This window comes from Sphingobium naphthae, assembly GCF_043589935.1.
Taxonomy (GTDB): Bacteria; Pseudomonadota; Alphaproteobacteria; order Sphingomonadales; family Sphingomonadaceae; genus Sphingobium; species Sphingobium naphthae_A.
This window is the reverse complement of sequence record NZ_CP171454.1, coordinates 1,083,273-1,095,925: the sequence shown is the minus strand read 5'-3', so window position 1 is coordinate 1,095,925 and position 12,653 is coordinate 1,083,273. Positions and strand designations below refer to the sequence as shown.

Here is a 12,653-nt window from a genome sequence, read left to right as displayed (position 1 = left end):
CCTCAAGGCGAAAAGCCGGAAAGGGGTCAAAACTCGACCCCAGCTTGCGCCTTCACCCCCTGTTCGCGGAACGGGTGCTTGACGAGGCCCATCTCCGTCACGAGGTCGGCCACCGCAATCAGCCCGTCGGGCGCGTTGCGTCCGGTGATGACGACATGGGTCATCGCAGGCTTGGCCGCCAGCGCTTCCAGCACGTCGCTCAGCGGCAGATAGTCGTAACGCAGGACGATGTTGAGCTCATCCGCCACCACCATGGCATAGGATGGGTCGGCGATCATGCGCTTGACCTCATCCCACGCCCGCCGCGTCGAGGCTGTGTCCTGCGCGCGATCCTGGGTGTCCCAGGTGAAGCCGTCACCCATCGGCAGAAATTCGACCAGGTCGGCAAAACGATCGAACACCGCTTTTTCGCCGGTGGCCATCGCGCCCTTCACGAACTGCACGATGCCGACCTTTTTGCCATGGCCGATCGCGCGGATGGCCATGCCCAGCGCGGCGGTCGTCTTGCCCTTGCCGGCGCCGGTATGGACGATGACCAGCCCCTTCTCCAGCGTCTTCGACGCCACGATCTTCGCTTGGGCAGCCTGTCGCTTCTTCATCTTCTGGGAATGTTGTTCGTCCGTGCGTTCGACCATGATCAAGCTCCCTTCCGGTGGACAAGCGTCCAGTGCGCGCGTGGTGGGTGTCTGTGGATGGCCGCTGCCATCGCTCCGCCCTTCATCGCGTCATTCATGGCTGTCGACCGGGTGGCCCGGCCTCTTGAGCGCGAGCGGCAGGCCGGCGGCCACCAGCACCACCTCGTCGCAGATCGCCGCGATCGCCTGGTTGATCCGACCGGCCTCGTCGCGGAACCGGCGGGCGAGGCCATTGTCGGGGACGATGCCCCATCCGACTTCGTTCGCCACCAGGATCAGCGCGCCGTCGAACCCCGCGACTGCGCGCGCCAGGGCATCGCCGGCGGCATCGACATCCTCGTCCGCCAGCATCAGGTTGGACAGCCAGAGCGTCAGGCAGTCGACGAGCACCACCTTGCCCTGGCCGCTCGACGCCTCGATCGCTTGCGGCAGCGCCACCGGCGCTTCCAAACAGGCCCATCGCGCGTCCCGGTCGGCGCGATGGCGGGCGATGCGCGCGCGCATTTCATCGTCGAAGGCGTCCGCCGTGGCGATGAAAACCGGTGCGCCGGTGCTCGCTTCCGCTCGTTTCTGAGCGTAGCGGCTCTTGCCCGATCGCGCGCCGCCCAGCACCAGAAGTCGATGGCTGCTCATATCTGCCGATCCCTCATCTGCATGTCACATGGCCCAGATCGCTGCGCCGGTCGCCAGCCAGAGCAGCAGGCAGGCACGCAGGTAGAGTCGCAGCGCGCGAGCGACGTCATGCGCGCGTGCGTTACGGCCTTCCGCGCCGATCCATGGCTTGTCGTGGCGCACGCCGTCATAGGCGATGGGCCCGGCTAGCCGTAGGCGCAATGCGCCCGCCATCGCCGCTTCGGGCCAGCCGGCATTGGGCGAGGCATGGTTGCCCGCGTCGCGCCTGAGCACGCGCCAACCGCCGCCGCCCGCCAGGCAGAGCAGCAGGCCGGACAGGCGCGCAGGCGCGAGGTTCAGCGCATCGTCCAGCCGCGCCGCCGCCCATCCAAACGCGCGCCACCGCGGCTCATAATGGCCAATCAGGCTGTCGGCCGTATTCACCGCCTTATAGGCCCAGACGCCAGGAAGCCCTAGCAGCGCCAGCCAGAAAAGCGGCGCTACCACGCCGTCGCACAGGCTTTCCGCCAGGCTCTCGATCGCGGCGCGCGCAACGCCCGCTTCGTCGAGCCGCGCCGTATCGCGGCCGACGATCGCGCTCACGGCCTCCCGCGCGGCGGGCAGATCGCCGGCGTCCAGCGCCGTCGCGATGGGACGGACATGATCGAACAGGCTGCGCTGGGCAAGCGCGGGCCAGGCAAGGACGGCTAGGCCGATCCAGGCGGCGCGGCCGAGCAATGCCTCCGTCCCCCATTGCAGCGCGACCGCAGCGGCAATGGTGACGAACAGGAGCAGCATCAGGGTCAGCACGCCAAGCACGCGTCGGATCCAGAAGCCATGATCGGGGCGGTTCCAGGCGGCTTCGCACCGCGCGATCAGCCAGGCAAACAGGCCGACGGGATGGCCGACGCGGCGATACAGACCGCGCGGCCAGCCGATCGCTCCATCCAGGGCGAGCGCAGCGATGGCGGTGAGGTCAGCCATGGCCGAGCGCGGCATCCAGCCGGTCCAATGCCGCCCGGTCGGCGGGCAGGCCGATGCGCAACCAGCGCGGCTGATCGGCGAAGGGGCGGGTCAGGATCGCCTGCCTGCCAAGTCGTTCGAACAGCGCCTGCGCGTCGTCCGTTTGGATGAGGCGGAAAAGCGGGCATGCGCCGCGGGGTTGATAGCCATGGCGCTGAAGGCAGTCGTCCAGCATTGCGGCTTTCGCCTTCAGTTCCTGCCGCGTCTGCCTGATCCAGGCGCGATCACGATAGGCTGGCGTGCCGATCGCCAGTGCCGCGGCCGAGAGCGGCCACGCGCCGAGCAGCCGCCGCAGGGGCGCGATGATCTGCGACGGACCGATGACGAAGCCGAGGCGCAGGCCCGCTAATCCGAAAAACTTGCCGAAGGAGCGGAAGATCAGCAGCCGCGCCTCGTCGCTGACAGCGTCGGCCAGGCTCTGTGCAGGATCAGTGTCGGCGAAGGCTTCGTCGATCAGCAGCCTGCCGCTGGAGCCGCGCCGCGCCAGCAGGGCCTGCAAGGTCGCGCGATCGAGGCAGCGTCCATCCGGATTATTGGGGTTGGCGAGGATCAGCGTGCCGTCCGTTTCCATCGCGTCGTCCCAGGCGATCGGCTGGCTCCCAACGATCATCTCGCCATGGGTGCGATAGGAAGGCGCGACATATCTGGCTGGACCGCCCATGATCCGGCCAACCACTCGCATCCCGACCTCCGTGCCCGGGACGGCGCAGACATGGCGCGGGTCGGCGCCGAAATGCGCGGCGGCAGCGATTTCGAGCTGCGCGAGCGCAGACGTTTCGGGCAGGCGTCGCCAGTCTATGGCCATGGTGGCCGCACCCGGCCAGGGGGCAGGGTTGATGCCGGTCGACAGGTCGATCCACAGCCTCTCGCATCCCCCGAACCGCTGCCGCGCCGCGTCGAGTGCGCCGCCATGCCATAGCCAGGCCTCGGTCATCGGAGGAGGGTCCAGAGGATGGCGGCGATCAGCAGGGCGGTCTCGCTGATTTCGATTCCGGCGCCATGACCGTCGCCCGAAATGCCGCCGATCCGGCGTTTGAGCCAGAGCGCCCAGAGCAGCGCGACGAAGGGCAAGACCGACAGCGAAGGCGACAGGAACAAGGCGGCTGCCATCAATGCCAGCGCCCATGCGCCAAGGTCGATCGGACGCACGGCATGGCGGAAGCGCGCGCCGAGCCCGTCATGCAGCGGCGGCAGCCAGCGCGCCCAGCCCAGCGGAGCGATGCGGGCGGCGAAGGGGATCAGCGCGATCGCGAGCAGCGCGTCCCGTTCCACCAGGGCATGGAGGAGCACCAGCTTGGCGATCAATTGCAGGCCGATCGCGACAACACCGAAGCTGCCGATATGCGGATCGTGCAGCACGGCCAGCAGTCGCGCCTGGTCCTTGTGCGCCGCGCCGGCTGCATCCGCCACGTCCGCCAGCCCGTCGAGATGAAGCGCCACCGTTACGCCGATCCAGGCGGTGAGCGCGGCAAGCGCGCCTGCCCAGTCGTCAACCACCGTCCCCGCCAACGCCGCGCCCGACACCAGCGCCCCGACGATCAATCCCGTGACGGGAAACCAGCGGATCGACGCGGCGAAATCCTCGGCATCGGCGGCGACGGACGGCATCGGCAGGCGCGTCATGAACTGGATGGCGAGGATCAGCCGCTTCATTGGCGCAACTCCGAGATCTGCGCCACGGCCCTGGGGCCGGGCCAGACACGCAGGGAGAGCAGCGAACCATAAGGGAGGTCGAAGCTCCAGAGCTGGGCGATGTCGAAGCCGCACAGCAGATGCAGCGCCGCGCGCATCGGGCCGGCATGAGTCACGACCAGCGTCGGACGCGGCGTCAGTTCGGCGAGCGCCGCGGCGACGCGGGCGGTGAGGCCCGACCATGGCTCTCCGCCCGGCGGCGGGCTGGCGTCGGGATCGGCCCAGAAGCGGTCCAGCGCGGCGGGATCGATATCGGCCGGCGCCTGGCCATCCCACTCGCCGAAATTCAGTTCTCGCCAGCGGGGATCGAGCGTCGGCGTCAGATCATGATCGACGCCGATCGCTTGGGCGGCCGTGCAGCTGCGCTGAAGATGGGACGCGATCAGCTGCTCAATGGCCAGCGCGCGAACCTGGCGAAGGCACTGATCGATCCCTTCCGGCGTCGGCGCCATGTCGGTATGCCCCAGCATCAGGCCCGGGGTGGTCGGCGCGCCGTGGCGCAGCAGATGGAGAGGGAAGGAGTTCATTTCGATGTCGAAACGGATGCTTCCGCGAAGGTCGCCATCCCGTCATGGGCCGCCAGCGCTGCGCGGATGACGCCGGTTGCGACCGCCGCGCCGCTTCCTTCGCCCAGGCGCATGCCCAGCGACAGCAGCGGATCGAGCTTCAGCCGGGCGAGCAGGCGGGCATGGCCGGGTTCGGCCGAGACATGGCCGGCGATGCAATGATCTATGATCCCGGGATAGTGGGCGGCCAGAGGGGCAAGCGCGGCACAGCAGATGAAGCCGTCCAGCACCACCGGTACGCCCAGTTGGCGGGCGCGCAGCACTGCGCCGGCAATGGCCGCGATCTCGCGCCCGCCGACATGGCGCAGCGTCTCGAACGGGGAGAGCGGGGCGTCGCGATGCAGCGCCAGCGCGCGATCGATGACGGCGATCTTGTGGGCAAGCCCGTCGCCATGCACGCCGGTCCCCGGACCTGCCCAGGCGGCCGCGCTTTCGCCGAAGCTGCGCGCGCACAAAGCTGCCGCGGCGGTCGAATTGCCGATCCCCATTTCACCCAGGACAATCAGGTCCAGCCCCGGTTCGATCTGCCCCGCGCCGATATTGAGCGCCGCCAGGCAATCCTCGGCGCTCATCGCCGGCATGACGCTGAAGTCGTCGGTCGGCCGGTCGAGGTCGATCGGCACGACGCGCAGGTCGATCCCGGCCGCGCCGCTCAGCGCGTTGATGGCCGCGCCGCCCGCCTGAAAATTCGCGACCATCTGGGCAGTGACGCTGGCCGGAAAGGCGCTGACGCCCTGGGCGGTGACGCCATGATTGCCGGCGAAGATGATCGCGCGACCCTGGTCAAGGCAAGGTCGCGCACGCCCTTGCCACCCCGCCATGAAGATGGCGATGTCCTCAAGCCGACCGAGCGACCCGGCGGGCTTGGTCAGCTGCGCCTGCCGCGCCGCGGCCGCGTCCTGGGCTGCCCGGTCGGGACCCGGCAGGTCGGACAGGGCGGCGTCGAAGGCAGTGACGGACGGAAAGACGCTGATCATTGGGTGACATATCCCGCCGGAGGGACGCGGACGATGAAACGGCCTTTCACCCCCTGCGGCCAATCGGAAAAGGGCACGCGGCCTTCCGCGCTGGCGGCATGATGCACCGCATAGTCGAGGATCGCACGGGCTGCGGCCTCGTCAGGTTCGAAGCGGCCGAGCACATAGCCGATCTTGCCCGGCGCGCGCAGATGGACGGCGCAGCCTTCTCCGCAGGCGAAGAGGCAGGGCATCGCCTGGACGGCGATGCCCGCATAGGCCGGATCGCTGGCCTGGACCCGCTCCAGCACCGCGATCAGGCGTGCGCCGTCCCGTGGCCCTGTCGGATCCTGCCCCGGGCGGCGGCATGTGCTGCACGCCACCACGGCGGGGCCAGGATCGACCGGGTTCAGCATGTCAGAAACGACCCCTGATGCCCGCATAGATGCTGCGGCCCAATGTGCCGTAGCGATAGGCGGTCATGTAGGATTCGTCGAAGACATTCTCCGCCCGGGCGAACAGGCGCAGGCTGTCGCTCAGGGCATATTCGGCGCGCAGATCGACCAGGGTATAATCGCCCAGACGTGTCGTGTTCGCCGCATTGTCATAGCTCTTGCCCGACCAGCGCACCGCCGACCCCAGGGTCAGGCCGAAATCGAAGTCATAGGAAATCGAGCCATTGGCCATGTGGCGCGGGCGGCGCGGCAGCCAATTGCCTTCCGTCGCGGCACCGGCGGAGCGATCCTCCGCCACTGTCCAGCTATAATTGCCGTCGAGCGTCAGACCGCCGAGCTTTAACGCGGCGTCCGCCTCGATCCCGTGCGCCTCGGCGCGAGCCACGTTCAGATAATAGCCCCAGCGCGGCGTGTCCGTGCCGGGCATCACGCACAAAGGATCGGTGCTGTCGAACGAGCAGCTGTTATAAATGATCTGGCCTGTGGTGGTGCGCTCGAAATAGGTCGCGCCGATCGTGAAGGCCTGACCGAACAACGCCTGCTGGACGCCGGCTTCCCAGCCATGCGCGCGCTCGGGGTCGAGGTTCACATTCCCATATTCGCTGAACAGCTGATAGAGGGATGGCGCCTTGAAGCCCTCGCCATAGCTGGCGCGCAGCGTGGTGCGGCTGGGCAGTTCCCAGATGCCGCCGGCCGAGAAGAGAGTGCGGCCGCCATAGCGATTATGATCGTCGTGGCGCACGCCGCCATTCAGCGTCAGCCCGTCGAGCGGGCGGACAGTCACCTGGCCATAGAGGCTGGTGATTTCGGCCTTGCCGGTGATGAAGTCGGGCAGGGGATCGGCCAGCGATCCCGAGGGCGAGCGGCTCTTGAAGCGCGAACGCTCATTTTCCGCGCCGAAGGTCGCGGAAATCCGATCCGTCAGTTCGAAGATGCCCTGATATTCGAATCGGCGGTTCTTGCCCGCGGCCTCGAAGCTGAGCGGCTGTTCCAGTTCGGGGCTGTAGCTGTCGCGATCGGTGTCGGTGTAATTATACGCGATCCGGTTGCGCAGGCGCCCGTCGAGCAGCGCGAAGTTGAGGCCGGCATAGCCGACAAATTCGCGGTTATGGCTATAGTCCGGCGCGTCGCCGCTGAAGCCGTCGATTTCGACGCGACCCGTGGAATAATAGCCGCGCAGGTCGATGCTGGCGTTGGCGCTCAGCGCCAGTTCGGCGCGACCGGCGACATTGCGGTTGGTATAGCCATCCGCTTCGCCGCCGCCAAAGGCCGGCGCGATGGCGGAAATGCCGTCGGTCGTGAAGGACTGGCCGCCGATGCGCCAGCTGAGCGGACCGGACACGCCGCCCAGCGCGGCGCGGGCGCTGACGGTGTCGCGCGATCCGCCTTCGATGTCGAAGCTTCCCTCCAGCGAGGCGTCCGGCTGGGCGGTGACGATGTTGACGACGCCGCCGATCGCCTGGCTGCCCCAGAGCGTGGACTGCGGACCGCGCAGCAGCTCGATTCGTTCGGCATCGCCGATCAGCAGATTGGCGAAATTATAGCCGCCGCCGGTGGAGGAGGGATCGTTGAGCTTCACCCCGTCGATGACGACGACGGTCTGGTCCGTTTCCGCGCCGCGAATGCGCAGCGACGTCGCCGTGCCATAGCCGCCGTTGCGTGAAATGCTGATGCCGGGCGTGCGGAGCAGCAATTCGGTCACGCCGATGTCCTGCGCGCGATCGATGGCCGCCTTGTCCAGAACGGTGATGGATGCGGGAATTTGCTCCAGCGGCGTCGGTGCGCGCGTGGCGGTGACGATGATGCCGCTTTGGGCGTCGGACTCGGGCGGTTCCTGCGCAAGCGCGGGGAAGGACAGGCACAGTGCGATGAGCGCGGTGGAATTTCTGAGCAACAGGCTCGACATGGTAACCCCTTATGACTTGTGCCGCGCGCACGCGGACGATGCCGGCCGGAAGGCACGCGACATCGCCCGCGCAAAGCGCGGCGCTCCCTGTCGTCATGCGGGTTTACCCCCGTCCGCCCGGCTCACCCTGTCCGCGCGAAAGACGACGGCGACAGGCAGGTCTCCTGGCTTGCGGATCAGCGCCGGTCGGCCGCCTTCTCGGGACGAGTCCCAATGGCATAGGGCCGATGGCTCACCGCATACAGTTGCAGGGGCAGCCGGGTTGTACCCGTTCCCATCTTCATCCCCGTCTCCGGGGAACCTGTCGCGTCGCGGCCGTTACATCGAATGTCATGGGGCGGTCAATCACGCCCGGGCGATTTGTGCCGGCCCGTCTGGGAGCCCTTCGCGGCGGCCGCGAAGGGCTTGCGCGTGTCAGTCGTTCATGAAGCTGGTCGTCGTCATGTGATAGATGGTGGCCACCGGCGCGCCGCGCAGCGTCAGGCTGCCGGTCTCTTCCTGAGTCGCGCTGAGGATGTAGCGGCCCTTGGCGTTGATCGGCAGCACCACGCGGCCCTGTGCATCGGTGGTGAAGCTCTTCGACCATTTGTCGGGTGAAATGGCCAGGATTTTGGCAGCGGGCACCGGCTTGCCATCGCGGATCAGGGTGAAGCTGTCCGCACCTGGCGCGGTGGGCACGATTTCGAGCGGCAGCACCGCCTTCGTGTCGGCACGCCCCGCGCGGGCATAGTAGATGACGCCCTGCTTCTTGCCGTCTTCACCCCAGGGTTCGAACACGCTGTCATCCGTCACGCGAACGTCCCCGGCGGGCGCAGCGACCTCGATATAGCCGGCCTTGCGGACCTGGGCTGCCTGCGCGGCGGGGACCAGCCTGGGCGATTTCAGCTTCTCGAACTCCGGGTCGCCGCCTTCGGGCAGGGTGTCGCCGGGCTCACCCAGATAGATGCGGGCGGGGCCGGCGCCGTCGCGCTCGACCCAGATTTCATGCGCCTGAGCAGTGGCGGTCAGGCCGAAGAGCGCCAGCAGCGCGAGCGGGAATGTCTTCATCTTCTCTCTCCTCATCATCGCTCAGAAGCGGAAGCCGATCGTGCCCATCACGTTGCGCGGCGCGCCGATGAAGCAGTCGCCGCGGGCCAGGCAGGACGCATAATATTGATTGTTGAGCAGGTTGGTCGCATTGAGCGCGAAACGCCAGCTGTTCCAGTTGATTTCGGCCAGCGCATCGACGGTCGTGCGCGACGGCGTGACGATCGACCAGACCGAACTGGTCGACACGCTCTTGCCACTATAGACGACGCCGCCGCCCAGGCGGAGCTGCGCCTCGTCCGCAAGACCGAAAGTCTTGGTCGACCACAGCGATGCCGTGTGACGAGGCATGTAATCGAGGTTCGTGTTCGTTTCCGACTTGAGCTTGGTATAGCCGTAATTGGCCAGCAGTTCGACGTTGCCGGGGAGGGTGTGGTTGGCCTCGATCTCGAAACCCTTGGTGTTGAGTTCGCCCGATTGCGTCGTGCCGCCCGCGGCGAGATAGAGGATGCGGTTGCGCTCCTTGATCTTGAAGGCGGTCGCCGTGATGAGCGTGTGAGCACCCAGCTGCCATTTCACGCCTGCTTCATATTGCGTGCCGGTCTGGGGGGTATAGGGATCGCCGAAGCTGCCATCGCCATTGTCGATGCGGCCGGCCACCGGGAGGAAGCTTTCCGTGTAGCTGAAGAAGGGTGAGAGCCCGGCGCCGATTTCTCCAATGATGCCCGCGCGGAACGTCGTCGCATGATCCTTCTGACCGGAAGATCCGGTCACCCGGTCGCGACGGGCGCCGAGCACGATGGAGACGCGGTCGTAGAAGCGGACCTGATCCTGGACATAGATGCCGAGCTGCTTCTGGCTCTCGGTCGTGAAGGCGCCGGTCGGATCATAGGTCGCCAGGGCATCATAATCTATGTCGTACAGATCGACGATCTCACGTCCGCCGTCATAGCGCTTGGCGACCTTGTTCCAGCTATAGTCGATGCCGACCAGAAGCTTGTGCTCGATATTCGCGCCCGTATTGAACGTGAACAGCAGATTGTTGTCGGTCGAAAAGACGTTCATCCGGGCGTCGCTGGCATCCGCAGTCAGGCCGATGGTGCGGCCGTCCGTGCCATAGACGGAGAAGGGGTCCTGCGGATTGGTATAGCTGTCCGCATAATGGGTATTATATTCCAGGTCGCTGTCGATGTACCGGGCCTTGAGGCTCAGCCGGACGGCATCGGAAAAATTATGGGTGATCGAACCGCCACCCTGCAGGGAACGCCCCGCATAACGGTCCCACCCGGCCTTGCCGACGAAGGTGTAGCGATCCAGTTGCTCGCCGGCGACGGTATTGGGCTTGAAGGTGCCCACAATGGGCAGGAACTGCGAGGTCGAACCGGTATCATCCTCCTGATAGAGGCCGGTCAGCGTGACGTCGGTATCGGGGGTCGGTTGCCAGCGGATCGAAGGCGCCAGCATCACCCGGTCATCGGGGACATGGTCGATGAAGGTGTCGGCATCACGAGCGCGGCCGACGAGGCGCACGGCGAGATTGTCCGCCAGTGCGACATTGACGTCGCCAAGCACTTCCTTGCGGTCATAGCTGCCATAGACGAGGTTGACTTCACCCCGCGTGGTGAAGTCGGGCGTCTTGCTAACGAGGTTGACGAGGCCGCCGATGGAGCCTTGGCCGAACAGAACGGACGCGGGGCCGCGCAGGATTTCGACGCGGGAGAAATTATAAGGGTCGGATGTGATGGACGCGTAGTAGGAGAAGATATCGCGCATGCCGTCGCGGAACTGCAAGGCGTCGAGGCCGCGCACGTTGAAGCCATCGACCCGCGTGTCCCGACCATAGGGATTGGCAAGCACGCCAGCGGCATATTTGACTGTGTCGCTGATGCTGATGGCGCCTTGCGAAAGATAGCGCTCGGCACTGATGACGGTGATCGGCTGGGGCGTCTCGATGATCGGCGTTTCGGTCTTCGTGCCGGCATATTGCGTGGCGGTGACCAGGATGACGTCGCTATCATCCATCGAGCCGACCGGCGGCGCCTCCTCCGCGGCCCAGGCTGGCGCTGCAAGCGCTCCCAAGGCGACCGTCGCGAGCGCAGACAAACGGTGAAAACGCATATATTCCCCTGTTCTGTGATTTGCCGGCGCGATACAGCTAATGAGATTGTAATTCAATAGCGGGAGAAGGCAGGGCCTTTGAGAGGCTTCTGGGCTCATAGGGGCCAGCCGCCCGCGCTGGAACCTACCATATAGTATCGGGACGAGGCCCGGCTTTCAGACGAAGCGGGGCGCTCAGGCGCGGGCGGCGAGCGCGATCATGGCGTCGACGTCACAGTGGCTTTCCAGCAAGGCGGCGATCTCGTCCAGCGCCTCTTCGACCGTCCGGTCATAATCCGCCCTAGCCGATACGCCCCCGATCTGTCGCAACAAGGCTTCGCGCAGGGGCGTGCTGGCGAGCAGCCCATGCACATAGCTGCCCATCACGCGCCCATCACGGCTGATCGCGCCATCGGGACGGTCGCCGATTCTGGCGCCGATCCTGGCGAACGGGCAAGTGCAATCCGGTCCGTCGGTGCGGCCCATATGCATTTCATAGCCCGTGAAATCGGCGGCCAGCGCGTGGCCCCGCACCTGCTCCAAAGTCTTCGCGCCCGCCAGCACGGTATCGACGTCGAGCAGCCCAAGCCCGTCGATCGCGCCGGGCGGCCCTTCTACCCCTTCAGGATCGCAAATGGTGCGGCCGAGCATCTGATAGCCGCCGCACAGCCCCAGCACAGCGCCGCCGCGCCGGTGGTGCGCGCGGATGTCGATGTCCCACCCCTGATCCTGCATTGCCCGCATGTCGGCGATCGTCGCCTTTGACCCCGGCAGAACGACCAGCGCGGCGTCGCCGGGAATGGGCTGGCCGGGTCCGATCATCCGCAGATCGACTGTGGGTTCGAGCTTCAGCGGATCGAGATCGTCGAAATTGGAGATACGCGGCAGCACCGGGCAGGCGATGACGAGCGGGGCGTCAGCGGAAGGAGCGCGGCGTTCCAGCACTACGGCGTCCTCGCTGGGCAGGCGCGCTGCGGCACCGAGCCAGGGCACGACTCCGAAGCCGCGCCAGCCCGACAGCTGCTCGATCTGGCGATAGCCGTCCGCGAACAGGGCCGGATCGCCGCGGAACTTGTTGATGAGGAAACCGCGGATCATTGCCGCATCCTGCGGATCGATGACGGTGCGGGTGCCGACCACCGCGGCGATGACGCCGCCCCGGTCGATGTCGCCGACCAGGATGACGGGGACGTTTGCCGCGCGCGCGAAGCCCATATTGGCGATGTCGCCGGCGCGCAGGTTGATTTCCGCCGGGGAGCCAGCGCCTTCCACCACCACGATGTCGCATTGGCCGCTCAAGCGATCATAGCTGTCCAGCACGGCGTCGAGCAACTGGCCGCGCGCGGCGCGGAAATTGCCCGACCCCAGCGTACCGCGCACCTGGCCATGGACGATGAGCTGCGACGTGCGATCGGCCTGGGGCTTGAGCAGTACCGGGTTCATGTCGGTATGCGGCGCCACGCCGCAAGCGATCGCCTGCAGCGCCTGGGCCCGGCCGATCTCTCCGCCATCGGCGGTGACGGCCGCATTGTTCGACATATTCTGCGGCTTGAAGGGGCGGACCCGATAGCCTCGCCGCGTCAGGGCGCGGCACAGGCCCGCGACCAGAACCGACTTGCCGACGTCCGAGCCGGTTCCCTGAAGCATGATGGCGCCCATGGGGTTCTCTTGCCTCGCCGCCGGGG

The 12,653-nt window shown here is 66.7% G+C and carries 12 protein-coding genes and 1 riboswitch; all 12 genes read right to left on the bottom strand.

The genetic code is table 11. The annotated features are described in order from the left end of the window. Window positions 1-26: 26 nt before the first annotated feature. The 12 genes from cobO to ACGGKE_RS05280 all read right to left on the bottom strand — a co-directional run bounded on the left by cobO (window position 27) and on the right by ACGGKE_RS05280 (window position 12,627). Window positions 27-635, bottom strand: a complete 609-nt coding sequence (cobO, locus tag ACGGKE_RS05335) for a cob(I)yrinic acid a,c-diamide adenosyltransferase (protein ID WP_394440701.1) — start codon at window positions 633-635, stop codon at window positions 27-29. A gap of 90 nt (window positions 636-725) precedes the next feature. Continuing rightward, window positions 726-1,268, bottom strand: a complete 543-nt coding sequence (gene cobU / locus ACGGKE_RS05330; protein ID WP_394440699.1) for a bifunctional adenosylcobinamide kinase/adenosylcobinamide-phosphate guanylyltransferase — start codon at window positions 1,266-1,268, stop codon at window positions 726-728. 24 nt (window positions 1,269-1,292) lie between these two features. Further along, entirely contained in the window at window positions 1,293-2,231 is a 939-nt protein-coding gene (gene cbiB / locus ACGGKE_RS05325) for an adenosylcobinamide-phosphate synthase CbiB (RefSeq protein WP_394440697.1), read from the bottom strand. Next, a complete protein-coding gene (locus ACGGKE_RS05320; RefSeq protein ID WP_394440695.1) occupies window positions 2,224-3,204 on the bottom strand; it encodes a threonine-phosphate decarboxylase in 981 nt (326 codons plus the stop codon). Before ACGGKE_RS05320 ends, cbiB begins: the two co-directional genes overlap by 8 nt. After that, complete coding sequence (cobS, locus tag ACGGKE_RS05315; RefSeq protein WP_394440693.1) at window positions 3,201-3,923, bottom strand: adenosylcobinamide-GDP ribazoletransferase; 723 nt, start codon at window positions 3,921-3,923, stop codon at window positions 3,201-3,203. Before cobS ends, ACGGKE_RS05320 begins: the two co-directional genes overlap by 4 nt. Then, a complete protein-coding gene (locus ACGGKE_RS05310; RefSeq protein ID WP_394440691.1) occupies window positions 3,920-4,489 on the bottom strand; it encodes a histidine phosphatase family protein in 570 nt (189 codons plus the stop codon). Before ACGGKE_RS05310 ends, cobS begins: the two co-directional genes overlap by 4 nt. After that, window positions 4,486-5,505 carry a nicotinate-nucleotide--dimethylbenzimidazole phosphoribosyltransferase gene (cobT, locus tag ACGGKE_RS05305; protein WP_394440689.1) on the bottom strand — a complete coding sequence of 340 codons (1,020 nt, stop codon included), beginning with the start codon at window positions 5,503-5,505 and terminating at the stop codon, window positions 4,486-4,488. The genes ACGGKE_RS05310 and cobT overlap by 4 nt, the downstream gene beginning before the upstream one ends. Beyond that, window positions 5,502-5,900 carry a DUF1636 domain-containing protein gene (locus ACGGKE_RS05300; RefSeq protein WP_394440687.1) on the bottom strand — a complete coding sequence of 133 codons (399 nt, stop codon included), beginning with the start codon at window positions 5,898-5,900 and terminating at the stop codon, window positions 5,502-5,504. The genes cobT and ACGGKE_RS05300 overlap by 4 nt, the downstream gene beginning before the upstream one ends. 1 nt (window position 5,901) lies before the next feature. Further along, window positions 5,902-7,845 (bottom strand): TonB-dependent receptor plug domain-containing protein, encoded by a 1,944-nt coding sequence (locus ACGGKE_RS05295; protein WP_394440685.1) that lies wholly within the window; start codon window positions 7,843-7,845, stop codon window positions 5,902-5,904. Window positions 7,846-7,981: 136 nt separating this feature from the next. After that, a riboswitch (cobalamin riboswitch) is annotated at window positions 7,982-8,165 on the bottom strand. Window positions 8,166-8,259: 94 nt separating this feature from the next. Beyond that, window positions 8,260-8,892 carry a DUF4198 domain-containing protein gene (locus ACGGKE_RS05290; protein ID WP_394440683.1) on the bottom strand — a complete coding sequence of 211 codons (633 nt, stop codon included), beginning with the start codon at window positions 8,890-8,892 and terminating at the stop codon, window positions 8,260-8,262. 21 nt (window positions 8,893-8,913) lie between these two features. Further along, window positions 8,914-10,989: a TonB-dependent siderophore receptor gene (locus ACGGKE_RS05285; RefSeq protein WP_394440681.1), complete on the bottom strand. Its 2,076-nt coding sequence runs from the start codon at window positions 10,987-10,989 to the stop codon at window positions 8,914-8,916. 174 nt (window positions 10,990-11,163) lie between these two features. Further along, on the bottom strand, window positions 11,164-12,627 hold the full coding sequence (locus ACGGKE_RS05280) for a cobyric acid synthase (RefSeq protein WP_394440679.1): 1,464 nt from the start codon (window positions 12,625-12,627) through the stop codon (window positions 11,164-11,166). Between the last annotated feature and the right edge of the window lie 26 nt (window positions 12,628-12,653).